Source organism: Enterobacter sp. JH25 (genome assembly GCF_021725435.1).
Lineage (GTDB): Bacteria > Pseudomonadota > Gammaproteobacteria > Enterobacterales > Enterobacteriaceae > Enterobacter > Enterobacter intestinihominis.
This window is the reverse complement of sequence record NZ_CP091319.1, coordinates 404,061-428,526: the sequence shown is the minus strand read 5'-3', so window position 1 is coordinate 428,526 and position 24,466 is coordinate 404,061. Positions and strand designations below refer to the sequence as shown.

The window sequence follows — 24,466 nt, the reverse complement described above, 5'->3', positions numbered from 1 at the left end:
TTATTCCCCCTGACGCTGGTAGTCGTTACGCTGCGCGTTAGCACGGCGTTGGTCCATAATGTCACCATCGTTCGAAGAAGGCGTTGTGTTCGCGCTGGAGCTACCAGACGAGGCTGGCGGCAGACGCAGCAGGTTGTTGGCTCCGCTGTTGTCTTTTGCTGCCGGTGCAGAACCGCCTTTAAGCATCTGATCCAGCGGCAGGACCATCAGGTTTCCGCCTTTGTTGTCGTTAACCAGCACTTTACGCGTATGGCTCAGCACTTTTTCCATGGTCTCGATATAGAGACGCTCACGGGTAATTTCCGGCGCGGCTTTATATTCCGGCAGGATCTTCGCGAAGCGAGCCACTTCACCCTGTGCTTCCAGGATGGTCTGGGTCTTATACGCGCGCGCTTCTTCCAGAATACGCTGCGCCTGACCGTTTGCACGCGGCTGAACTTCGTTGGTATACGCTTCCGCTTCACGGATGTACTGCTGTTCGTTTTCACGCGCGGCAATCGCATCGTCAAACGCCGCTTTCACCTCTTCCGGCGGACGCGCAGCCTGGAAGTTGACGTCCAGCAGGGTGATACCCATGTTGTACGGACGGATGGTCTCTTCCAGCTCGCGCTGGGTATCGCTACGAATAACGGTACGACCTTCGGTCAGGATACGGTCCATGGTGTATTTACCGATCACGCCACGCAGGGCGCTGTCGGTCGCCTGACGCAGGCTGTCATCCGCGCTGGTCACGCTAAACAGATAACGCTCAGGATCGGTCACGCGGTACTGGACGTTCATCTCAACGCGCACCACGTTTTCGTCAGAGGTCAACATCACGCCAGACGCCGCCAGTTCACGGACGGACTCCACGTTCACTGCGGTCACGTTATCAATGAAGGTCGGTTTCCAGTTCAGGCCCGGCTCAACCAGATGGCTGAACTTACCGAAACGGGTTACCACGCCGCGCTCTGCTTCTTTAATGGTGTAGAACCCGCTGGCTGCCCAGATGATGACTACCGCCGCGGCCACAATGCTTACTACGCGGCCACCCATAGGCGGGCGCGGACTCTGAGTGGAGTTGCCACCCGAGCCAGAACCTTTTCCTCCGCCAAGGCCACCAAGCTTTTTGCTCAGTTTGCGGAAGATATCATCCAGATCCGGCGGCCCCTGCTCGCGACCACCTTTGTTGCCATTTCCCCCAGAGTTGCCGCCTTGATTATTGCTGCTTCCCCACGGGTCGCGGTCTTGTCCGTTATTACCGGGCTGATTCCACGCCATGTATATGCTCCATATTTGTTATGCAAGGGCGAATTTTTCAGGCTTCCCCTTTCTGATCAGACGATATAGTCCGCCAGCGCAGGTTCTTGTTTACAGAGGCGACGCCAGTCAACGATCGGCATACGCACCTGCATCCCCACGCTGCCGTCATCCTCCATCCACTCTTTTTCTATCGCCTGAAGCTGATAAAACCGGCTACGCAGCCTGCCTTCCTGTGGCGGCAGTCGCAGCGTGTGCTGAGCTACCTCACCGGAAAGACGTTCTGTCAAAGCCTGGAAAAGCAGTGGCACACCAATCCCGGCCTGAGCAGATAGCCAGACCCGAATTGGTTTGTTCTCTTCATCTCGGTCGATACGCGGTTCGAAATCGTCCAGCATATCGATCTTGTTCATCACCAACAGGGTGGGAATTTCGTGGGCGTCAATCTCTTCGAGCACCACATTCACCGCGTCGATGTTCTCCTGCACGCGTACGTCAGCCGCATCAATCACGTGCAGCAGCAGGGTCGCCTGACGCGTCTCCTGCAACGTCGCTTTAAACGCCGCCACCAGATCGTGCGGCAGATGGCGGATAAACCCTACGGTATCCGCCAGTACCGTTTCACCGACGTCTGCGACGTCAATACGGCGCAGCGTAGGGTCCAGGGTCGCAAACAGCTGGTCTGCGGCATACACCTGGGCCTCGGTTATCTGGTTAAACAGGGTGGATTTACCGGCGTTGGTATAGCCCACCAGCGACACCGTTGGGATGTCGGCTTTGGTTCGCGCCCGACGCCCCTGTTCGCGCTGTTTCTCGACACGCTCCAGACGAGAAAGGATCTGGGTTATACGGCCACGCAGCAAACGACGGTCGGTTTCGAGCTGGGTTTCACCCGGGCCACGTAAACCAATCCCGCCTTTTTGTCTTTCAAGGTGTGTCCAGCCACGCACCAGACGCGTCGCCAGATGGCGCAACTGCGCCAGCTCAACCTGCAACTTACCCTCGTGGGTACGCGCACGCTGAGCAAAAATATCTAAGATCAACCCCGTGCGATCGATAACACGGCATTCGCAGAGAGCTTCCAGGTTACGTTCCTGAGCCGGAGACAGCGCATGATCAAACAGCACGACTGATGCGCCGGTTGCTTTTACGGCATCCGCAATTTCAACTGCTTTACCTTCACCAACAAAGTACTTCGGGTGCGGCGCTTTACGGCTACCGGTAATCACCTGCATTGCTTCGACACCGGCGGAAGAGACCAGAGATTCAAACTCCTGGAGGTCTTCCATATCTTTGTCTTGCGAAAAATAGATGTGTACCAGCACCGCCTGCTCACCGGCGTCATAACGGTCAAACAAGCGTAAACCTCTCTAAAAAGATCAGCGGGGAACGCAGGATCCCTGGCTCCCCGTGTGGAAAACAGCCCAAAACCTTATTCGGTTTCTTCGCTGTCCTGCGCAGGAGCAGATGAACCCTGCGCGTTGCTGCCATGATGGTAGTTACTGCCAGTGCCGCCGCCAGCGTTATTGCTGTGATGAGATACCGGACGGGACGGAACAACAGTAGAAATCGCGTGCTTATAGACCATCTGGCTGACCGTGTTTTTCAACAGGATCACGAACTGATCGAAAGACTCAATCTGACCTTGCAGCTTAATACCATTCACCAAATAAATAGAAACTGGAACACGCTCCCGACGCAATGCGTTCAGGAACGGATCTTGTAAAGATTGCCCCTTAGCCATTCTATCTTTTCCTTATATGCTTGTTTTGTACTTAGAACCTTGCGATTCTGAAAAATTGCGCACGATACGGCTTAATTGTACACATTCAGTCAGCGATATCACCAATAACCTCAATCACTTCGTTTAACGCCTGTTGTGGTTTTTCACTGTCTAACCAGTGAACCCCCTCCCAACCGCGCAACCAGGTGATCTGGCGCTTCGCTAACTGTCTCGTGGCGCAAACACCTCGATAAACCATTTCATCGTATGAAATCTCGCCTTCAAGATACGACCACATCTGGCGGTATCCCACACAACGAATGGAAGGCATGTCCGTATGCAAATCTCCACGGGCAAAAAGCGCCCGCACTTCTGCTTCAAAATCTGAAGCCAACATCTGATGAAAACGCTGCTCAATTCGTTGATGGAGCAGTTCACGGCTCGCCGGGGCGATGGCGAACTGATGCACCTGATACGGCAGAGCGTCTCCTGACGTTTGCGTCAGTTCCGTTAAAGTTTTACCCGAAATGAAAAAAACTTCCAGTGCCCGGGAAAGCCTTTGCGGATCGTTTGGGTGGATCCGCGCTGCGGCAACCGGGTCAATCTCTTCCAGTTGCCTGTGCAAAACGTTCCACCCCTGCTCTGCCGCCTGCCGCTCAATCTTCGCTCTCACTTCCGGATCGGCCGATGGCAGAGGCGATAACCCCTCCAGCAGCGCCTTAAAGTAGAGCATCGTGCCGCCAACTAACAGCGGTATGCGTCCCGCGGCGGTAATCTCGGCCATCTCAGATAAGGCGTCGCGGCGAAAATCTGCTGCGGAGTAAGCCTGTGCCGGGTCGAGAATATCCAGTAAACGGTGCGGTGCCGCACGCAGTTCGTCTGCGTTGGGCTTCGCCGTGCCGATGTCCATTCCTCGGTAAATGAGGGCTGAATCAACGCTAATCAACTCTACTGGCAAAACTTTACGTAACTCAATGGCTAACGCCGTTTTACCGGAGGCCGTTGGCCCCATTAAAAAAATCGCCTTTGGCAGGCTCGCCTTACTTACATCAGTCATGTTTCAGGGCGGTCATCGCCGTTTTTAAATCAACAGGTTGTAACAAACCACCTGGCGGCGCTTTCACCAGCTGTGGACAGAGGCGTTCCACCTCTGCCAGAACGGTAATCGCCTGCGCCATACTCCACGGCGAATGTTCGCTGGCCAGATGGCGGGCGATCCACTGCGCGGTATCGGCGGCATCAAACGTCGTTTGCTGCGCCAGGTAGCCTATCAGTTCAGGAATCAAGTTTTGTAAATTTTGTTGGCGTAAGGGTAAAGGCACTGCGCGAATTGTCACATGCTGCGCGTCCAGTACGATTTCAATCCCCATTTCGGCAAGAAGCGCCTGGGCACGCTGCAAAACCCCTGTTTCTTCATGGTTTATTTTTAACCGAACCGGGATCAGTAACGGCTGAGCACAGGCGGCGTTTTCCCCTGGCGTCAGTTGCGCCTGTTTAAGCCAGCGTTCCGCTACCGGCAACGCCAGCAGCATCAATTTCCCCTCACGTTCAAGCAGTGCCATGTCCGGGGCGACAATCGTCAATACCCGGCCAAAACTCTGGCTATGTCCGTCAAGGGAAGACGGCGATACCTCAATATGTTCTTTCCGTTCCACGGCTGGGGTGTCCAGCAATTTACGGTATAACGCCCCTTGCTGCTTTTGATACCCCGGCTGGGCATTTGGGTAGTTGGCGCCCGTCGGGCGCGGTGCGCTTCCCGCTGACGAAAAACGCGGAGCCACTGGTTCGCGCGCGGCTGCGGGTTCAGCGAAATGGTTACGTCCGGCCGCCACGCGATTTTCTGGCAGCGATCGCGGTGCAGGAACGTCGTTTTCCAGCGGCAGCGTTGGCTCAGCCTGCTTCTGCAAAACGCTAACGACGCCCTGATAGATAAAATCATGCACCAGACGCGACTGGTGGAAACGCACCTCGTGCTTGGCGGGGTGCACGTTAACGTCAACCTGATGCGGGTCGATCTCCAGATAAAGCACAAAGGCGGGCTGTTGATCGGCGCCGAGCTTATCTTCACAGGCCTGGCGAATGGCGTGGTTAATCAGGCGGTCGCGCATCATGCGACCGTTGACGTAGCAGTACTGAATCTCAGCAAACGCGGCGCTACTGGCGTTCGGATCGGCAACCCAGCCGCGCAGGGCCAAATCGCCATGCTGCCACTCAATGGCTAGCGCTTTTTCCAAGAACGGCGTGCCGCAGATGGCGCCCAGCCGACGCTCCTTTTGCCCGCCTTCCGCCACTGCCCGGTACTGACGCATCACCTTACCGTTATGACTGAGGTTAAGAGTGACATCAAAGCGTGCCAGCGCGATGCGGCGGATGATCTCGTCGATATGTCCGAATTCGGTCTTCTCGGTTCGCATAAACTTGCGCCGGGCGGGCGTGTTATAGAAAAGATCTAGCACTTCAAGCGTGGTGCCTACCGGGTGCGCCGCTGGTTTAACCGTGACGTCCATATCGCGCCCTTCCGCGTAGGCCTGCCAGGCTTCCTGCTGGTCGGCCGTGCGGGAAGTCAACGTTAAGCGGGAAACGGAGCTGATACTGGCCAGCGCTTCGCCGCGAAAACCCAGGCTGATAATCGCTTCCAGATCGTCAAGTGACGCAATTTTACTGGTGGCATGACGCGCCAGCGCCAGCGCCAGCTCGTCCTTTTTGATGCCACAGCCGTTATCACGAATGCGGATAAGCTTTGCGCCCCCGCGTTCAATATCGATATCAATGCGGGTCGCCCCTGCATCGAGGCTGTTTTCCACCAGCTCTTTCACCACCGATGCAGGGCGTTCCACCACCTCACCGGCGGCGATTTGGTTCGCGAGCTGCGGCGGTAGAACCTGAATCGGCATGAACTCTCCTTAATTAGTCGCGGTCATCTCACCCGGCAGCGCGGCGCTTGCCGTCTGGGCTGCCCCGCCCTGCGGCGCAGACTGAAGCGGATGCGCGTCAAAGTATTTACGCAGACCGTTATAAATCGCTTCAGCAATTTGCTGCTGATAGCTGTCGCTTCCCAGTAAACGCTCTTCACCGTGATTACTGATAAAACCCGTCTCTACCAGAATCGACGGAATATCCGGCGAACGCAGGACACCGAGGCTCGCATGTTCCGGACGACGCTTATGCAGCGATCCGACGCTTTGCAGCTGGTTGAGTACGTTAGTGGCGACATCATACCCGACGCGCTGAGAATGACCGAACTGTAAATCCAGTACCGCCTGGCTGAGATACGGATCGGCCTGGCTGTTTGCCAGCACATCGCCTGCCCCGCCTAACAGTTCAGACTGCTTCTCGTGCTCTTCAAGCCAGTTCGCCATTTCACTGTTGGCACGACGGTTCGACAGCACCCATACCGACGCGCCGGTGGCGTTACGGTTCGGCGCAGCATCCGCGTGAATCGACACCAGGAAGTTGGCGTTTTGCTTACGCGCCACATCCGAGCGTCCCATCACTGAAATGAAGTAATCTCCGTCGCGGGTCATGACCCCTTTGAACATCGGATCGTCATTCAGAAGCGCACGCAGCTTACGGGCAATGGCGATAGTGACGTTTTTCTCCCGCGTGCCACCCGGGCCAATCGCGCCAGGATCTTGCCCGCCGTGTCCGGCGTCGATGGCGATAATCACTTTGTCGCCACTGACCGGCGTTCGCCGCGCGCTGACCGCCGGACGCGTCACCGTGTTGCTGCTGGTCACGGCGGTAAGTCGGTCATTTTGTGATTTAAACGGATTACGGGCTGGCTCAGACGGCCTTGGGGTATAAACCGGCGCTTCTACGCGTTTTGCTACCACAGGTGCAGGCGGTGGCGGCGGCGGAACATCAGCATTAATGGTAAAAACCACCGTATAACTGGCGCCGTTTTGCTGCTTAACCGCCTTCGTTTTGCCCTTTTCGGTGAGATCGACCACCAGACGCAGAGACTGCGCATCCTTCGGCGTCCCCGAACGGATGCTTTTCACCAGATTGTTGCCGCTGAACTGGAGCGGCAGCCCCTGGATCACCCCGGACTGTTTAATATCGAGCGCCACGCTGCGGCTGTCGATTTGTGAGAAAGCATATTCAGGATCGCCCATAAAGCTGAAGGTAATGCGGGCCTGGCTATCGCCATTCGACACCTGAATATCCGAGAGGCTGGCCGCACCGGCCTGCGCGCACAGCAGAACCGTGGCTGCCAAAATCCAACCTTTAACGCGATTAATCATCCCGTTATCCCTACGCTCAACCGGCTAAACGCGCCAGTAAGGAACAGCCTGATGAGGAAACCGCACTGATGCGCGCCTCACGCCCTTGTGCCTGATAATCCAAGTGAATTTCGACATCCGGGTCAGGCAGCACACCCGCACCTTGTTGCGGCCACTCCACCAGGCAAATGGCGTCGTTGGCAAAGTAATCGCGGATCCCCATAAATTCCAGCTCCTCAGGATCCGCAAGACGATATAAATCAAAGTGGTACACCATGATATTTTCAAGCGTGTACGGTTCTACTAGCGTATAAGTCGGGCTTTTTACGTTCCCGTTATGGCCTAACGCCTGCAAAAAACCACGGCTGAAGGTTGTTTTACCCGCGCCTAAATCACCATACAGATAAATGACGGTCGCCCCCTGACAGGCCTGCGCCACGCGCTTGCCGAGATCTAAAGTGGCTTGTTCATCAGGTAAAGGAATCGCTCGATTAATCATTTTCTACGTCAATCACATCCGGGTTAACAACACGCCGCAGCGTGCAAAAAAGATCGGTGGCCAGCATACCGCGCGTTCCGTAACGAGCAGCCAGCCTGTCAGCCGCCGCACCGTGGGCCACGCAGCCAGCACAGGCTGCATCATAAAGGGGAAGTTTCTGTCCGAGCAATGCGCCAATGATGCCAGAGAGCACATCACCCATGCCGCCGCTCGCCATGCCTGCATTACCGGCATCAACGATGCCCATCGCATCATCGCTGGCAATAACGGTCCCCGCCCCTTTCAAAACGACAACACCTCCGTAACGTTTTACCAGACGTTGGGCTGAAAGTAAGCGATCGCTTTCAATTTCTGCCACGCTACAGTTAAGCAGCCGTGCGGCTTCGCCGGGGTGTGGCGTCAGAATGCGATTGTGACGCGTATCCGGGTTTATTGCCAGAAGGTTAAGCGCGTCGGCATCCCAGAGCATCGGCTTACGAAAATTCTCGGCCTTTTGCAGGGCCCGTTTACCCCACTCCTGCTGACCCAGGCCCGGACCAATGACTACCACGTCCGCCCACTCAAGACCCTCTTCAATCGCCTGTGGGGCAAGCTCGTGGACCATCAGCTCCGGCCGCGCGGTAATAATCGGCGGAATGTTTTCGCTGCGGGTCAGCACGCGTACTAATCCGGCACCGCTGCGCAACGCGGCCTCTCCTGTCATGCGAATCGCACCTGCCGTGCCATGATCGCCACCGATAATCAGCAGCCGGCCATGATCACCCTTATGGGATGTGGGGCGGCGCGGAGGCAGCCACTGAGCAAGCAGGGAGGCATCAAAGCGGGTGATGTGGGTATCCTGTCCAGCCAGCCAGTTTTCCAGCCCCAGTGCGTTGTGATGTAACGTCCCCACGACATCCCGCGCTTTACCGGTAAGCAAACCCGGCTTCAGGGCGATAAAGGTCACGGTGTGCGCAGCCTCAATCGACACGCCCGGCGTCGCGCCGGTTTGCGCCATCAGGCCGGAGGGAATATCCAGCGCCACCACCGGGGCGGGGTGCGCATTAGCGTGGGTAATCAGCGCGGCGACGTCATCGCGAGGCGCGCGCATCAGCCCCGTCCCCAGCAGACCATCAACAATCACGTCGACATCCTCGGGCCAGATAATATCAGGCGCATGAATAATGCCCCCCGCATTCAGCCAGGCCTCTCTCGCCATGCCAGCCTCTTCCGGTAGCGGCTTGTCGCTCTCCAGCGCCAGCAGGGTAACGCGCAGCCCCGCCGCCACCGCAAGACGAGCCACCACATAGCCATCGCCACCGTTATTGCCGTGCCCGCACAGAATCAGGTAGTGCGAGGCATCCGGATAAGCCGTGCGCGCTACGTTAAACGCCGCCTCGCCCGCGCGCTGCATCAGTTCATAAAGGGTAACGCCCAGGCTATCTGCGGCCTCTTTTTCGGCCCGACGGAGGTCATCCGCATGCCAGATGGAATGTGGTATACTTGCGGGGTTTTTCTTCACAGTATGGTCCGTCATGTCACAGCCCCTCGATCTCAATGAATTAGCGCAAAAAATAAAACAGTGGGGTGCTGAACTGGGCTTCCAGAAGGTCGGTATTACCGATACCGACCTCTCTGCCAGCGAGCCTAAGCTACAGGCATGGCTGGATAAACAATACCACGGCGAGATGGAGTGGATGGCGCGTCACGGTATGATGCGTGCCCGCCCCCACGAGCTGTTGCCGGGTACGCTGCGCGTCATTAGCGTACGCATGAACTATCTGCCCGCTAACGCGGCCTTTGCGCGCACGCTAAAAAATCCTTCGCTGGGTTACGTCAGCCGATACGCGCTGGGACGTGATTACCATAAACTTCTGCGCAACCGTCTAAAAAAGCTCGGGGAAACCATTCAGCAGCACTGTGTTTCGCTGAATTTTAGACCCTTTGTCGATTCTGCGCCTATTCTTGAGCGCCCGATCGCCGAAAAAGCCGGGCTTGGCTGGACAGGTAAGCACTCACTTATCTTAAGCCGCGACGCGGGCTCATTCTTTTTCCTGGGTGAATTGTTGATTGATTTACCCCTGCCGGTAGACGGTCCGGTGGAAGAAGGGTGTGGCCGCTGCGTGGCCTGTATGACCATCTGCCCAACGGGCGCTATCGTTGAACCCTATACCGTTGATGCGCGCCGCTGTATCTCTTATCTCACCATCGAGCTGGAAGGTGCTATTCCAGAGGAATTTCGTCCGCTTATTGGCAACCGCATCTACGGCTGTGATGACTGCCAACTGATTTGTCCGTGGAACCGTTATTCACAGTTGACGGACGAAGAAGACTTCAGTCCCCGCAAGGCGTTACATGCCCCGCAGCTGATCGAACTGTTCGCCTGGAGCGAAGCCTGGTTCCTGAAGGTGACGGAAGGTTCCGCCATACGTCGTATCGGCCACCTGCGCTGGCTGCGTAATGTGGCCGTTGCGCTGGGTAATGCCCCATGGGATGAAGCCAATCTTCAGGCGCTTGAAAGCCGCAGAGGTGAGCACCCACTTCTTGATGAGCACATAGAATGGGCGATTGCGCAGCAAATTGAGAAGCGAAATGCCGGCGTGGTTGAAGTGCAGTTACCGAAGAAACAGCGCCTGGTCAGGGTGATTGAAAAAGGGCTGCCACGGGATGTGTGATATATTCACAGGCTGTGAATAAAAATAAGAATTCAGGCGCCATAAGGTTTAGCAAACAGGTCAAGTGATCTCAATAACATTTTGAAATCAAATTTTCTTCATAGATTACAGTTAATTACGAAGATATTATTCACCCTGCTAACATTTTGTACAACTGGGATTTATCACAGTTTCTGTGGATAACTCTGTTTACAAGAGTGTTTCAGATACAATAGAAAACGTCCCCAACGAAGCATTTCGCTGTGGATAATTTAGGAAAGAAGAAGAATTTGGAGCGGGAAACGAGACTCGAACTCGCGACCCCGACCTTGGCAAGGTCGTGCTCTACCAACTGAGCTATTCCCGCTTGGGTATTCTGGTGCTGTGCGTATCTTGCGATACTTTCAAATTTTGGAGCGGGAAACGAGACTCGAACTCGCGACCCCGACCTTGGCAAGGTCGTGCTCTACCAACTGAGCTATTCCCGCTTGGGTGTTCTGGTGCTGGCGTATCTTGCGATACTTTTCAAATTTTGGAGCGGGAAACGAGACTCGAACTCGCGACCCCGACCTTGGCAAGGTCGTGCTCTACCAACTGAGCTATTCCCGCAAATCTGTACTGCTTTTGTTGCTGTCGTAACGTGTAATTCTCTGTCGTTACGGGAGGCGCATTATACGAGAAATCCGTTTAGCTGCAACCCCCCTCAAAGCGATTTTTTTGAAATTCAGTTCAAGTGCTTATTTAATCGGCAAGCTGAACAATTTAGCGACAAAAACCCGGCCACGCAAGGCGCCGGATCGCAAAATTAAAGCTTAATAAAGTTTTCGCGATAGTACGCCAGCTCCGCAACAGACTCACGGATGTCGTCCATTGCCTGGTGCGTCCCCTGCTTTGTGAAGCCGTCGAGAATTTCCGGTTTCCAGCGGCGGGCCAGCTCTTTTAAGGTGCTCACATCCAGATAGCGGTAGTGGAAGTAGGACTCCAGCTCCGGCATGTACTTAAACAGGAAACGACGATCCTGCCCAATGCTGTTGCCACAGATAGGCGATTTTCCTGCCGGCACCCACTGCTTCAGAAACTCAAGCGTCGCCAGCTCCGCTTCGCGGTCGCCCAGAGTGCTGGCCTTCACGCGTTCCACCAGCCCGCTGCCAGTATGGGTACGCACGTTCCACTCATCCATCAGCGCAAGCTGGTCATCGGACTGGTGCACGGCAATCGTTGGGCCTTCCGCCAGAATATTGAGGTTGGCATCGGTGACCAGTGTGGCGATCTCAATAATGCGATCGCGCTCGGGATCCAGGCCGGTCATCTCCAGATCGATCCAAATCAGGTTGTTTTCGTCCGCGCTCATGTTATTTTCCACCCTTCTCGCTTAACCGGCAGTAGCAGGTTAACTAGTATTAATTAGAGTGTATCATAGAGGTTTTGCCCGCTATGGGCGACCAGGAGCCAGCGCGATTGAGTAAAAATAAACTCTCCAAAGGGCAGCTGCGCCGCGTGAATGCAAATCACCAGCGCCGTCTTAAAACCACTACGGAGAAGCCCGATTACGACGACAACCTGTTTGGCGAAGCGACGGAAGGCGTGGTGATTAGCCGCTTCGGCATGCATGCCGATGTCGAGTCTGCCGACGGGGACATCCACCGTTGCAATATCCGTCGCACCATCCGTTCCCTGGTGACCGGTGACCGCGTGGTCTGGCGTCCAGGCAAAGCGGCTGCGGAAGGGGTAACGGTTAAAGGTATCGTTGAAGCCGTGCATGAACGCACGTCGGTTCTGACCCGTCCTGATTTCTACGACGGCGTAAAGCCCATTGCCGCCAATATCAACCAGATCGTGATCGTTTCAGCGATTTTACCCGAACTTTCGCTCAACATTATTGACCGTTACCTGGTGGCCTGCGAAACGCTACAGGTTGAGCCGCTCATCGTGCTGAATAAAATCGATCTGCTGGATGACGAGGCCATGGCCTTTGTGAATGAGCAGATGGATATCTATCGCAATATTGGTTATCGCGTTTTGATGGTTTCCAGCCGCACCAAAGATGGCCTGAAGCCGTTAGAAGATGCGCTGACCGACCGCATCAGTATCTTTGCAGGGCAGTCTGGCGTGGGTAAATCGAGCCTGCTTAACAACCTGCTCGGCCTTCAGCAAGAAATCCTGACCAACGATGTGTCGGACGTCTCCGGGCTGGGCCAGCACACCACCACCGCCTCACGTCTCTATCACTTCCCGCACGGCGGCGATGTGATTGACTCCCCGGGTGTGCGTGAATTTGGTCTCTGGCATCTCGAGCCGGAACAAATCTTTAACGGATTTGTCGAATTCCATGACTATATAGGCGCTTGCAAATACCGCGACTGTAAACATGACAACGATCCGGGCTGCGCCATCCGCGAAGCGGTGGAGAACGGTGAAATAGCGGAAACCCGTTTCGAAAATTACCATCGTATTCTCGAAAGCATGGACCAGGTAAAAACGCGTAAAAACTTTTCTGATTCTGATAACTGACAACTAAGCTAAGCGTCGCTAAAATCGTCCCCTTTTTTCAGGTTCCGGCAGCGTACTGCCGGATCAGGAACGACAAAACAATGGCCTGGAGGCTACCTTGTTAAACTCATTTAAACTTTCGCTTCAATACATTCTGCCTAAACTGTGGCTCACTCGCCTGGCGGGCTGGGGCGCGAGCAAACGAGCGGGCTGGCTGACCAAACTGGTCATCGACCTGTTCGTGAAATACTACAAGGTCGACATGAAAGAAGCGCAGAAACCGGATACGGCAAGCTACCGCACCTTCAACGAATTTTTTGTGCGTCCGCTGCGCGACGAAGTGCGCCCGCTGAATACCGACCCGAACGTGCTGGTGATGCCTGCTGACGGCGTGATCAGCCAGCTGGGTAAAATTGAAGACGACAAAATTTTGCAGGCGAAAGGCCATAACTACAGCCTGGAAGCGCTGCTGGCCGGTAACTACATAATGGCGGATCTGTTCCGCAACGGGACTTTCGCGACCACCTATCTCTCCCCACGCGACTACCACCGCGTTCATATGCCGTGTAACGGCATCCTGCGCGAGATGATCTACGTGCCGGGGGATCTGTTCTCTGTAAACCACCTGACGGCGCAAAACGTCCCTAACCTGTTTGCCCGTAACGAGCGCGTCATCTGCCTGTTTGATACTGAATTTGGCCCAATGGCGCAGATTCTGGTAGGTGCTACCATTGTGGGCAGCATCGAAACCGTCTGGGCGGGCACCATTACGCCGCCACGCGAAGGCGTGATCAAGCGCTGGACCTGGCCTGCCGGGGAAGAAGAAGGTTCTGTGGCCCTGCTGAAAGGTCAGGAGATGGGCCGCTTCAAGCTGGGCTCAACGGTAATCAACCTGTTCGCACCGGGCAAAGTTAACCTTGTCGACGAGCTGGAAAGCCTGTCCGTGACCAAACTCGGCCAGCCTCTGGCAGTATCGACGGAGGTCTTTGCAACGCCAGACGTTGCGCCAGCCCCGTTGCCGGAAGAAGAGATCAAAGCCGAGCACGATGCCAGCCCGCTGGTTGACGACAAAAAAGACGAAGGTTAACAACAGAAGGATCGCTGACGTGCGCCCGATTATCGTATTACTGATGGCCTGGTGCCTCAGCATGGGGGCGTACGCAGCGACGGCCCCCGACGCCAAACAGATAACCCAGGAGCTGGAGCAGGCAAAAGCGGCGAAACCCGCTCAGCCGGAGGCCGTTGAGTCGCTCCAGTCTGCACTGAACGCACTTGAGGAACGAAAGGGTTCTCTTGAGCGCGCCCAGCAATATCAGCAGGTTATCGACAACTTCCCCAAACTCTCTCAAACCCTGCGCTCGCAGTTAAACAGCCTGCGTGATGAACCACGCCAGGTACCCGCAGGGATGACGTCCGAGGCGCTGAATCAGGAGATCCTGCAAGTCAGCAGCCAGCTGCTGGAAAAAAGCCGTCTGGCACAGCAGGAGCAGGAACGGGCGCGTGAAATTGCCGACTCTCTCAGTCAGCTTCCACAGCAGCAAACCGATGCCCGCCGTCAGTTAAATGAGGTGGAACGCCGCATTGGGACGCAGACCGGCAACACCCCGCAGAATCAGGCCCAAAATCTTGGGCTACAGGCGGAATCCGCCAGACTAAAAGCGCTGGTTGATGAACTGGAGCTGGCACAGCTTTCTGCTAACAACCGCCAGGAGCTGTCGCGGATGCGTTCGGAACTGGCGCAGAAGCAGAGCGAACAGCTGGATGCGTATCTCCAGGCGCTGAGAAATCAACTCAACAGCCAGCGTCAGCGTGAAGCTGAACGTGCGCTGGAAAGCACCGAGTTGTTGGCCGAAAACAGCGCTAACCTGCCCGACAGCATCGTCGCCCAGTTTAAGGTTAACCGCGAGCTTTCTGCCGCGCTGAATCAGCAGGCGCAGCGCATGGATTTGGTGGCCTCGCAGCAGCGTCAGGCCACTAATCAAACCCTCCAGGTTCGTCAGGCTCTCAACACGCTGCGTGAACAGTCCCAGTGGCTTGGCTCATCTAACCTGTTGGGCGAAGCGTTACGCGCACAGGTGGCTCGTCTGCCAGAGATGCCAAAACCGCAGCAGCTTGATACGGAGATGGCGCAGCTGCGCGTTCAGCGTCTTCATTATGAAGACCTTCTTAATAAGCAGCCGCAAATCCGCCAGATCCGTCAGGCTGACGGACAGCCGCTCACCGGCGAGCAAAGCCGTATTCTGGAAGCGCAGCTGCGCACCCAACGCGAACTGCTCAATTCCCTGTTGCAGGGGGGCGATACGCTGATCCTCGAACTCACCAAGCTGAAAGTCTCAAACAGCCAGCTGGAGGACGCGCTGAAAGAGGTCAACGAAGCCACGCACCGTTACCTGTTCTGGACATCCGACGTGCGGCCGATGACCTTCGCCTGGCCGATTGAGATCGTGCAGGATCTGCGCCGCCTCATTTCGCTGGACACCTTCAGCCAGCTGGGTCTCGCCAGCGTGATGATGCTCACCAGTAAGGAGACCATCTTCCCGCTGCTGGGGGCACTGATTCTGGTGGGTTTCAGTATTTATTCCCGTCGCCACTTCACCCGTTTCCTTGAGCGCTCCAGCGCCCGGGTGGGGAAAGTGACACAGGATCACTTCTGGCTGACGCTGCGTACAGTGTTCTGGTCAATTCTGGTCGCGTCTCCGCTGCCGGTGCTGTGGATGACGCTCGGATACGGCCTGCGTGAAGCCTGGCCCTATCCGCTTGCCGTCGCAATTGGCGATGGCGTGACCGCCACCGTTCCGCTGCTGTGGGTGGTGATGATTTGCGCCACGTTTGCGCGGCCAAATGGTCTGTTCATCGCTCACTTTGGCTGGCCGCGTAATCGCGTGGCGCGGGCGATGCGCTATTACCTGATGAGCATCGGGCTGATTGTGCCGCTAATTATGGCGCTGATCATGTTCGATAATCTCAATGACCGGGAGTTCTCCGGCTCGCTGGGACGGCTGTGCTTTATGCTGATCTGCGGGGCATTAGCGGTAGTGACGCTCAGCCTGAAGCGCGCCGGGATCCCGCTTTATCTCGACAAGTCCGGCAGTGGCGATAACATGTTTAACCGTCTGCTGTGGAACCTGCTGCTTAGCGCGCCGCTGGCGGCGATGCTGGCGGCGGCTGTCGGTTATCTCGCCACATCGCAAGCGCTGCTCGCACGACTGGAAACGTCAGTAGCTATCTGGTTCCTGCTGCTGGTGGTCTACCATGTTATTCGCCGCGGCATGCTGATCCAGCGTCGTCGTCTGGCGTTTGACCGTGCCAAACATCGTCGCGCAGAAATACTGGCCCAGCGCGCGCGGGGTGAGGAAGAGCCGAACCACGTCAACAGCACCGAAGGGACTTCAGACGCCGATGACGTCGAACTGGATCTCGATGCGATCAGTACCCAGTCCCTGCGGCTGGTACGCTCAATTCTGATGCTGGTTGCCCTGCTGTCGGTGATCTTCCTGTGGTCGGAAATCCACTCTGCGTTTGGCTTCCTGGAGAACATCTCTTTGTGGGATGTGACGTCGACGGTGCAGGGGGTCGAAAGCCTGGAGCCAATCACCTTAGGGGCCGTGCTGATTGCGATTCTGGTACTCATTATCACCACGCAGCTGATCCGTAACTTCCCTGCCCTGCTGGAGCTGGCGCTGTTGCAGCATCTGGATTTAACCCCCGGCACAGGCTATGCGATCACCACCATTACCAAGTATTTAATCATGCTGTTTGGTGGGCTGGTTGGCTTCTCGATGATTGGTATCGAATGGTCAAAACTGCAATGGCTGGTTGCCGCCCTGACCGTAGGCCTGGGCTTTGGTTTACAGGAGATCTTTGCCAACTTCGTCTCGGGTCTGATCATTCTGTTTGAAAAGCCGATTCGAATTGGCGATACGGTGACCATCCGCGATCTGACCGGCAGCGTCACCAGGATCAACACCCGCGCCACCACCATCAGCGACTGGGACCGTAAAGAGATCATCGTCCCGAACAAAGCGTTTATCACCGAGCAGTTTATCAACTGGTCGCTGTCTGACTCCGTCACGCGTGTGGTGCTGACCGTACCCGCTCCGTCGGATGCCAACAGCGAAGAGGTGACGCAGATCCTGTATACGGCTGCTGAACGCTGTTCGCTGGTAATCGACAACCCGCCGCCGGAAGTCTTCCTGGTTGATTTGCAGCAGGGGATCCAGATTTTCGAGCTGCGTATCTACGCCGCCGAGATGGGACACCGTATGCCGCTGCGCCATGAGATCCACCAGCTGATCCTGGCTGGCTTCCGCGAGCACGGAATTGATATGCCGTTCCCACCTTTCCAGATGCGTCTGGAAACGCTGGACGGACGTAAGACGGGAAGAACGTTGACGTCTGCGGCGCGTTCGCGCCCGGCGGGAAGTTTATAATCCATTTCCCCCTCCCTTCCGGGAGGGGTTTTTTCATCCGCTATGCCACTTCTGCCACGCAGGTCATCATGCGGCGGCGGTAGTTCTCATAAATCCCCATTGCCAGCAGCGAGAAGAAGATCGGTCCGCCAACCATCCACAGCGTGCTGCTCCAGTCATTTGACTCAACCACGGGCTGAATGACGGTAAAGATGTTGGCGAACGCGACGACCAGCACCACAACAGTGGTCGCCAGCAGCGTCGCCATGCGGGTTTTGAAGATCACAAACGGTCGCTCCAGATCCCGCTTCGCCTTAAAGAACGGGAACGCCAGCGCCAGGAATAGGTACGGAAGCGTCATCGATACGTTTGCCATCAGGGTCAGCTTGTTATAGAACGCCGACGCGGTATCGCCGCCGAAGGACACCAGCAGAATGAACACGCACACCAGCATGCACTGCATCCACATTGCGTTGGCAGGCATACCGGCAGCGTTCAGCTGCGTCATACGTGCAGGCCACAGCGCCTTTGGCGTCCCCTGAATAATCGCTTTCAGCGGCGAGTAGATCAGCGTGAAGAACGCGCCAGTATAGGCGAGGAACATCGACAAACCGGTAATCCGCGCAAACCAGATCCCCAGGGTGGCCGACGTTTCCGGCGCGAGATCCATGGCGTTGCCCAGCGTCACCCCCAGGCTTTTCATCAACACGTAGGTAATGTTGCCGAGGTTGGTGGTGTTATTGCTCAGTACCTGCTGCCAGTTGGTGCTGACGCCCCAGAGGAAAATCGCCAGCGAGTAGCCAATGGAAATGACGATGGCGGCAAAGATAATGCCTTTGGCGAAGTTCTTTTCCGGGTTTTCGGTTTTATCGACCAGCCCGCCCACGGCTTCAATTCCACCGTAAGCAAAGATGGCAAACACCACGAAGGAGAGCATGGCCAGCCCGGACTGGTAACCCGGATTAGGCGATGAAACGAAGTTGACTTCCTGTGCGAAATGCCCGCCGTTCAGGCACAGAATAGCGATACTGACCAGCAGCAGCACCAGGTTCAGGCACATCACGGAAATTCCGCCAACGGCAGTGATACGGGCAATTTTGTTGATGCCTTTCGAGGCCACCCGCGTGACAACCACCATCCAGCACACCGCCAGAATACCGACCACCTGTGTGGAACTCAGCCCCGCCAGAGACCAGACCTGCGTTTTATCCGCACCGAAGAGAAACGTTGAGAACGGCACCCAGACCTTGGCCGCCGTGCTGACCATCCAGACGACATAGGATGAAAACCACATGAACGTACCGATAAACGCATAACGCGGACCGACGCTGTTGTTCATCCACGAATAGATGCCGCCTTCTTCTTTCCTGTACGCCGACCCCATCTCCGCCATCATTAGCGCAAACGGAATAAAGAAGAACAGCGCGGAAACGATATAAAACGGCGTCGCGCTGTAGCCCATCAGATAAAACGCGGACGGGCTATTGGCAAAGCCAAAGACTGACGTAAAAATCATCAGGATGAGCCCGGTAAGGGTCATTTTTTTGAGTGAGTGAGACATAGAACCATCCGAAACGGAATTAAACTGCGCGGATGGTAGCAGATGACCAGACAAATATTGTGGCTATCCGAGTCAAATTAAGAAAAAGACCCGTGCATAGAGAAGATAGTAGTTTTTAATGTGGCAGAGTTAAATGACCGAGTAGACCGGGTAAGCGACAGCGCCACCCGGCAATTCTTTATGCGCGATCGACCGTAAAGGCAATCACATCGCCCAGTTGTTCTGCGCCCAGCGCCAGCATGACCAGGCGATCCACACCCAGCGCCACGCCGGAGCAGTCCGGCAGACCGGCTTTAAGCGCTTCCAGCAGGTTGGTGTCAATCGGCTGCTGCGGCAGACCGCGCGCGTTGCGCTTGCGGTTATCCTGCTCGAAACGCTGTTGCTGTTCGCGCGCGTCGGTCAGCTCATGGAAACCGTTCGCCAGCTCGATGCCTTTAAAGTACACCTCAAAGCGCTCCGCCACGCGGTGATCTTCGGTGCTGATCTGCGCCAGTGAAGCCTGGCTGGCCGGGAAGTGATAGACAAACGTCGGACGATCTTTGCCAATCTGCGGTTCAACACCAAAGGTGAACAGCAGTTGCAGCAGCGTGTCGCGATCCTCTTCGTTATCCGCCACGTTGCTCAAATCCAGTTTTGCCGCCACTTCACGCAGCTGTGTTTTATCAGCCGACAGCGGATCAATTTCCAGATGACGCTGGAAGGCCTGCTGATAGGAGAGCGTTTCAGCTTCCGCGCAATCCAGCACCTGTTGGAGCAGATCGTCGACTTCGTTCATCAGACGATACATGTCGTAGTGCGGGCGGTACCACTCCAGCATAGTGAATTCCGGATTATGGTGTCGGCCCATCTCTTCATTACGGAAGCTACGGCACAGCTGATAGACCGGACCACACCCGGCCGCCAGCAGACGCTTCATATGGTATTCCGGGCTGGTCATCAGATACAGATTCATGCCCTGAGAGTGGCCTGGGCCAACAAAACGGGTTTCAAACGGGACCAGATGAATATCCGTGACCGTCGCCTGACTCATGCACGGCGTTTCCACCTCCAGGACGCCGCGATCCGCAAAGAAGCGGCGGATCTCCGCCATAATTGCTGCGCGCTTTAGCAGGTTTGGAATGGATGCGCTCGGCTGCCAGGTGGCCGTTTCGCTCATGAGTTATTTCTCCGTTTTCAGACAAGGGCACGAAGTCTACTCGCAAGCCGGGGCAGAGACAAATTTTGCACAGTAAAAGCTCCTTTTCATTGCACAGAGAAATACTGTGACGCCATTCATTAATCACGATGATAAATCACCGCACAGAACAGCAAAAAAATCGAACACGTCAAATTTCCCTCACTTCTACGCGGTTATACTGTTTTACCCATAAAGGAGCAGTGGAATCGCTTCCGCAATCGTCCGTTCGGGCAGGTGAACGTCCTTTAGCTCATCACGTTGCGGGAAAACCAAAATCTGGAGGAATGTCGTGCAAACTTTTCAAGCCGATCTTGCCGTAATAGGCGCTGGCGGGGCTGGATTACGCGCTGCAATTGCTGCGGCACAAGCCAATCCGAACGCCAAAATCGCATTGATTTCAAAAGTCTATCCGATGCGCAGCCACACGGTAGCCGCAGAAGGAGGATCCGCCGCCGTCGCGCAGGATCATGACAGCTTCGAATACCATTTCCACGACACGGTTGCAGGGGGCGACTGGCTTTGCGAACAGGATGTCGTTGATTACTTCGTGCACCATTGCCCAACGGAAATGACCCAGCTGGAACAGTGGGGATGTCCATGGAGCCGCCGTCCGGACGGGAGCGTCAACGTCCGCCGCTTCGGTGGCATGAAGATCGAACGCACCTGGTTTGCTGCCGATAAGACCGGCTTCCACATGCTGCACACCCTGTTCCAGACCTCCCTCCAGTTCCCACAAATCCAGCGCTTTGACGAACATTTCGTTCTCGACATTCTGGTCGACGACGGTCATGCGCACGGACTGGTAGCAATGAACATGATGGAAGGCACGCTCGTCCAGATCCGCGCTAAGGCGGTGGTGATGGCAACGGGCGGTGCGGGCCGCGTATACCGCTACAACACCAACGGCGGCATCGTCACCGGTGACGGTATGGGCATGGCGCTCAGCCACGGCGTCCCGCTGCGTGATATGGAGTTCGTCCAGTATCACCCAACCGGCCTGCCGGGCTCCGGTATTCTGATGACGGAAGGCTGCCGCGGCGAAGGCGGTATTCTGGTCAACAAAAACGGCTATCGCTATTTGCAGGATTACGGCATGGGTCCGGAAACCCCGCTTGGCGAGCCGAAAAACAAATACATGGAACTCGGCCCACGCGACAAAGTCTCTCAGGCTTTCTGGCACGAGTGGCGCAAAGGCAATACCATCTCAACGCCGCGCGGCGACGTGGTACATCTCGACCTGCGTCATCTCGGCGAGAAGAAACTGCTGGAGCGTCTGCCGTTTATCTGCGAGCTGGCAAAAGCCTATGTGGGCGTCGACCCGGTGAAAGAGCCGATCCCGGTGCGTCCAACCGCGCACTACACCATGGGCGGTATTGAAACCGACCAGCAGTGCGAAACCCGCATCAAAGGGCTGTTTGCGGTGGGTGAGTGTTCCTCCGTCGGTCTGCACGGCGCAAACCGTCTGGGCTCGAACTCGCTGGCTGAGCTGGTGGTCTTTGGTCGCATGGCGGGCGAACGCGCGATGGAGCGTGCCGCAACGGCAGGTGAAGCTAACAGCGCGGCGCTGGATGCGCAGGTTGCAGACATCCAAAAACGCCTGAAAGGCCTGGTGAACCAGGAAGGTAACGAAAACTGGTCGAAGATCCGCGACGAAATGGGGCTGTCGATGGAAGAAGGCTGCGGGATCTACCGTACGCCAGAGCTGATGCAGAAAACCGTCGACAAGCTGGCAGAACTCCAGGAACGCTTCAAGCGCGTGCGCATCACCGACACCTCCAGCGTCTTCAATACCGACCTGCTCTATACCATTGAACTGGGCCACGGCCTGAACGTCGCAGAGTGTATGGCCCATTCCGCCCTGGCGCGTAAAGAGTCCCGCGGCGCACACCAGCGCCTGGATGAGGGCTGCACCGAACGTGACGACGTCAATTTCCTTAAACATACTCTCGCCTGGCGCGATGCGGATGGTACCACCCGTCTGGACTACAGCGACGTGAAAATCACTACGCTGCCACCGGCGAAACGCGTGTACGGTGCAGAAGCAGAAGCCGCCGATAAGAAGGAGAAGGCGAATGGCTGAGATGCAAAAACTGAAAGTTGAAGTGGTGCGCTACAACCCGGAAGTGGACGCCGCGCCGCACAGCGCTTTCTATGAAGTCCCTTACGACGAGCAAACCTCCCTGCTGGATGCGCTCGGCTATATCAAAGATAACCTGGCCCCGGACCTGAGCTACCGCTGGTCCTGCCGCATGGCAATCTGCGGCTCCTGCGGCATGATGGTCAACAAAGTGCCAAAGCTGGCGTGTAAAACTTTCCTGCGTGATTACACCAAGGGCATCAAGGTTGAAGCGCTGGGCAACTTCCCGATTGAGCGCGATCTGGTGGTCGACATGACCCACTTTATCGAAAGCCTCGAAGCGATTAAGCCGTACATCATCGGCAACCCGCGCACGCCGGATCAGGGGCCAAACACCCAGACGCCCGCGCAGATGGCGAAATACCATCAGTTTTCCGGCTGCATCAACTGCGGCCTGTGCTACGCCGCCTGTCCACAGTTTGGCCTGAACCCTGAGTTTATCGGCCCGGCCGCCATTACCCTGGCGCACCGCTATAACGAGGACAGCCGCGACCACGGCAAAAAAGAACGTATGGCACAGCTTAACGGCCAGAACGGGGTCTGGACCTGCACGTTTGTCGGTTACTGCTCCGAAGTCTGTCCGAAGCATGTCGACCCGGCCGCCGCCATTCAGCAGGGAAAAGTGGAAAGCTCGAAAGACTTTCTTATCGCTACCCTGAAACCACGCTAAGGAGTGCATGATGACGACTAAACGCAAAGCCTACGTGCGACCAATGCCGTCCACCTGGTGGAAAAAACTGCCGTTTTATCGCTTCTATATGCTGCGTGAAGGCACGGCTGTTCCCGCGGTCTGGTTCAGCCTCGAACTGATGTACGGGGTGTATGCCCTCAAGCACGGCCCGGAAGCCTGGGCCAGTTTTGTGGGTTTCCTGCAAAACCCAATCATCGTAGTTCTGAATCTGATTGTGCTCGCAGCCGCGCTACTGCATACCAAAACCTGGTTTGAACTGGCGCCAAAAGCAGCGAACATCATTGTAAAAGGCGAAAAAATGGGGCCAGAGCCGGTTATTAAAGGGCTCTGGGCAGTGACGGCCGTTGTCTCTGTGGTCATTCTGTTTGTCGCACTGTTCTGGTAAGGAGACTACTGTGATCAATCCAAATCCAAAACGTTCAGATGAGCCGGTCTTCTGGGGGCTGTTTGGCGCAGGCGGCATGTGGAGCGCCATTATTGCCCCGGTCATTATCCTGCTGGTCGGTATTATGCTGCCGCTGGGGCTGTTTCCGGGCGATGCGCTGAGCTATGAGCGCGTACTGGCCTTTGCGAGCAGCTTTATTGGCCGGGTGTTCATCTTCCTGATGATCGTCCTGCCGCTGTGGTGTGGTCTGCACCGTATCCACCATGCGATGCACGATTTGAAAATCCATGTGCCAAGCGGTAAATGGGTCTTCTACGGTCTGGCAACCATTCTGACGGTCGTCACGTTGATTGCCGTGGTTACCATCTGACTGAACAGGCCCGCCATCCGGCGGGCTTTTTACTTTTTCATCTTCTCCACCAGCCACCGGGAAAATTCGCGCATGGCAGGCGTTTCTGCCCGGGATTGCAATCGGGTAAGCCAGTAACTGCCGAGCTCAATCTGCGTTGCAAAGGGCTGCACAATGCGCTCGCTGGCTAACAGATGGGTAAACATATCGACAGGCGCAATGGCAATACCTACCCCTGCCTGAGCGGCCTCCAGCATGGTCACGGACGAATCAAATACCATCACACGGTGCGTTGGCGAAGGGGAGTGCTCGCCGGCCGCCTGCATCCACGCGGTCCACTCGTCGCGTCGGTAGGAGCGCAGCAGCGTAAACCTGAGGATGTCGGCCGGACAGTGCAGACTGGTGGCGATATCGGGCGTACACAGCGGCGCGAGCGGCGCATGACAAAGAAATTCAGCCTCGGTGCCATGCCACGCCCCGCCACCGTAGCGGATCGTATAGTCAAGCCCTTCGGCAGCCGGATCAACGCGGTTGTTATGGGTGGAAAGCTGAAGATCGATGTGCGGATAGCCACGGCGAAAATCGTCCAGCTGTGAGAATAAAACCCCGATGGCAAACGTACCCACCACGCCGATTTTCAGCTTCTCCTGCGCACGATGGTTAGCGAAGCGATCCAGCATTCCGGCTATACGATCGAACGAATCATTCAGTACCGGCAGTAAGTTTTCTCCCTCGGTAGTCAACATCAGCCCGCGCGACACGCGAACGAACAGCTGACAGTTCAGGTGCTGCTCCAGCGTTTTCACATGCTGGCTAATGGCTGAATGGGTCACGTTCAGCTCAATGGCCGCATGCGTAAAGCTGAGATGTCTCGCGGCGGCTTCAAAGGCTCGAAGCGAATTGAGGGGGAGATAGCTTCGCGTCATGGTCTCTTCCGTTAGAAAAATTAA

At 56.1% G+C, this 24,466-nt stretch carries 20 protein-coding genes and 3 tRNA genes; 8 read left to right on the top strand and 15 right to left on the bottom strand.

Annotated elements, in window-relative coordinates; translation table 11 throughout:
• The 8 genes from hflK to nnr all read right to left on the bottom strand — a co-directional run bounded on the left by hflK (position 1) and on the right by nnr (position 9,200).
• The gene (gene hflK / locus L2Y28_RS02065; protein WP_022646820.1) at positions 1-1,260 is read right to left on the bottom strand and encodes an FtsH protease activity modulator HflK; all 1,260 of its coding nucleotides are present in this window, start codon (positions 1,258-1,260) and stop codon (positions 1-3) included.
• Between the two features lie 56 nt (positions 1,261-1,316).
• On the bottom strand, positions 1,317-2,597 hold the full coding sequence (gene hflX / locus L2Y28_RS02060) for a ribosome rescue GTPase HflX (RefSeq protein ID WP_003855991.1): 1,281 nt from the start codon (positions 2,595-2,597) through the stop codon (positions 1,317-1,319).
• Positions 2,598-2,671: 74 nt separating this feature from the next.
• Positions 2,672-2,983: an RNA chaperone Hfq gene (gene hfq / locus L2Y28_RS02055; RefSeq protein ID WP_006810391.1), complete on the bottom strand. Its 312-nt coding sequence runs from the start codon at positions 2,981-2,983 to the stop codon at positions 2,672-2,674.
• Between the two features lie 85 nt (positions 2,984-3,068).
• Entirely contained in the window at positions 3,069-4,019 is a 951-nt protein-coding gene (gene miaA / locus L2Y28_RS02050; RefSeq protein WP_032621415.1) for a tRNA (adenosine(37)-N6)-dimethylallyltransferase MiaA, read from the bottom strand.
• The gene (mutL, locus tag L2Y28_RS02045) at positions 4,012-5,856 is read right to left on the bottom strand and encodes a DNA mismatch repair endonuclease MutL (RefSeq protein WP_022646818.1); all 1,845 of its coding nucleotides are present in this window, start codon (positions 5,854-5,856) and stop codon (positions 4,012-4,014) included. Before mutL ends, miaA begins: the two co-directional genes overlap by 8 nt.
• A 9-nt stretch (positions 5,857-5,865) precedes the next feature.
• A complete protein-coding gene (gene amiB / locus L2Y28_RS02040; protein ID WP_022646817.1) occupies positions 5,866-7,206 on the bottom strand; it encodes an N-acetylmuramoyl-L-alanine amidase AmiB in 1,341 nt (446 codons plus the stop codon).
• 16 nt (positions 7,207-7,222) lie between these two features.
• On the bottom strand, positions 7,223-7,684 hold the full coding sequence (gene tsaE / locus L2Y28_RS02035) for a tRNA (adenosine(37)-N6)-threonylcarbamoyltransferase complex ATPase subunit type 1 TsaE (protein WP_022646816.1): 462 nt from the start codon (positions 7,682-7,684) through the stop codon (positions 7,223-7,225).
• On the bottom strand, positions 7,677-9,200 hold the full coding sequence (nnr, locus tag L2Y28_RS02030; protein ID WP_032621418.1) for a bifunctional ADP-dependent NAD(P)H-hydrate dehydratase/NAD(P)H-hydrate epimerase: 1,524 nt from the start codon (positions 9,198-9,200) through the stop codon (positions 7,677-7,679). The genes tsaE and nnr overlap by 8 nt, the downstream gene beginning before the upstream one ends.
• Between nnr and queG the strand changes: the two genes are divergently transcribed.
• Positions 9,199-10,338: a tRNA epoxyqueuosine(34) reductase QueG gene (gene queG, locus L2Y28_RS02025; RefSeq protein WP_015572463.1), complete on the top strand. Its 1,140-nt coding sequence runs from the start codon at positions 9,199-9,201 to the stop codon at positions 10,336-10,338. The two genes, nnr and queG, sit on opposite strands and share 2 nt — an antisense overlap.
• 270 nt (positions 10,339-10,608) lie before the next feature.
• On the opposite strand, the gene L2Y28_RS02020 is transcribed toward queG, so the two are convergent.
• From L2Y28_RS02020 to orn, 4 genes are all read right to left on the bottom strand, one after another.
• Positions 10,609-10,684 (bottom strand) — tRNA-Gly (locus tag L2Y28_RS02020).
• 45 nt (positions 10,685-10,729) lie between these two features.
• Positions 10,730-10,805 (bottom strand) — tRNA-Gly (locus L2Y28_RS02015).
• A 45-nt stretch (positions 10,806-10,850) separates the two neighbouring features.
• Positions 10,851-10,926: transfer RNA gene (locus L2Y28_RS02010), tRNA-Gly, on the bottom strand.
• 196 nt (positions 10,927-11,122) lie between these two features.
• Entirely contained in the window at positions 11,123-11,668 is a 546-nt protein-coding gene (gene orn / locus L2Y28_RS02005) for an oligoribonuclease (RefSeq protein ID WP_003855965.1), read from the bottom strand.
• A gap of 107 nt (positions 11,669-11,775) precedes the next feature.
• Between orn and rsgA the strand changes: the two genes are divergently transcribed.
• The 3 genes from rsgA (at position 11,776) to mscM (ending at position 17,237) form a co-directional block, all read left to right on the top strand.
• A complete protein-coding gene (gene rsgA, locus L2Y28_RS02000) occupies positions 11,776-12,828 on the top strand; it encodes a small ribosomal subunit biogenesis GTPase RsgA (protein ID WP_072202176.1) in 1,053 nt (350 codons plus the stop codon).
• A 97-nt stretch (positions 12,829-12,925) separates the two neighbouring features.
• The gene (gene asd, locus L2Y28_RS01995) at positions 12,926-13,894 is read left to right on the top strand and encodes an archaetidylserine decarboxylase (RefSeq protein WP_022646813.1); all 969 of its coding nucleotides are present in this window, start codon (positions 12,926-12,928) and stop codon (positions 13,892-13,894) included.
• Positions 13,895-13,913: 19 nt separating this feature from the next.
• Positions 13,914-17,237, top strand: coding sequence for a miniconductance mechanosensitive channel MscM (gene mscM, locus L2Y28_RS01990; protein WP_022646812.1), 3,324 nt, complete (start codon positions 13,914-13,916; stop codon positions 17,235-17,237).
• 40 nt (positions 17,238-17,277) lie between these two features.
• On the opposite strand, the gene yjeM is transcribed toward mscM, so the two are convergent.
• Together yjeM and epmA are read right to left on the bottom strand one after the other, a co-directional pair.
• Positions 17,278-18,777, bottom strand: a complete 1,500-nt coding sequence (gene yjeM, locus L2Y28_RS01985) for a glutamate/gamma-aminobutyrate family transporter YjeM (RefSeq protein WP_022646811.1) — start codon at positions 18,775-18,777, stop codon at positions 17,278-17,280.
• Between the two features lie 178 nt (positions 18,778-18,955).
• Positions 18,956-19,933: an elongation factor P--(R)-beta-lysine ligase gene (gene epmA / locus L2Y28_RS01980; protein ID WP_003855960.1), complete on the bottom strand. Its 978-nt coding sequence runs from the start codon at positions 19,931-19,933 to the stop codon at positions 18,956-18,958.
• 310 nt (positions 19,934-20,243) lie between these two features.
• Between epmA and frdA the strand changes: the two genes are divergently transcribed.
• The 4 genes from frdA to frdD are packed head-to-tail and all read left to right on the top strand — an operon-like array spanning position 20,244 to position 23,537.
• Complete coding sequence (gene frdA, locus L2Y28_RS01975; RefSeq protein WP_022646810.1) at positions 20,244-22,034, top strand: fumarate reductase (quinol) flavoprotein subunit; 1,791 nt, start codon at positions 20,244-20,246, stop codon at positions 22,032-22,034.
• Positions 22,027-22,761: a succinate dehydrogenase/fumarate reductase iron-sulfur subunit gene (locus L2Y28_RS01970; RefSeq protein ID WP_022646809.1), complete on the top strand. Its 735-nt coding sequence runs from the start codon at positions 22,027-22,029 to the stop codon at positions 22,759-22,761. The genes frdA and L2Y28_RS01970 overlap by 8 nt, the downstream gene beginning before the upstream one ends.
• Positions 22,762-22,771: 10 nt before the next feature.
• Positions 22,772-23,167 carry a fumarate reductase subunit FrdC gene (gene frdC / locus L2Y28_RS01965; RefSeq protein WP_003855953.1) on the top strand — a complete coding sequence of 132 codons (396 nt, stop codon included), beginning with the start codon at positions 22,772-22,774 and terminating at the stop codon, positions 23,165-23,167.
• Between the two features lie 10 nt (positions 23,168-23,177).
• Positions 23,178-23,537 carry a fumarate reductase subunit FrdD gene (gene frdD, locus L2Y28_RS01960; protein ID WP_000609653.1) on the top strand — a complete coding sequence of 120 codons (360 nt, stop codon included), beginning with the start codon at positions 23,178-23,180 and terminating at the stop codon, positions 23,535-23,537.
• A gap of 29 nt (positions 23,538-23,566) precedes the next feature.
• On the opposite strand, the gene ampR is transcribed toward frdD, so the two are convergent.
• Positions 23,567-24,442 carry a LysR family transcriptional regulator AmpR gene (gene ampR, locus L2Y28_RS01955; RefSeq protein ID WP_022646808.1) on the bottom strand — a complete coding sequence of 292 codons (876 nt, stop codon included), beginning with the start codon at positions 24,440-24,442 and terminating at the stop codon, positions 23,567-23,569.
• Positions 24,443-24,466: the final 24 nt, after the last annotated feature.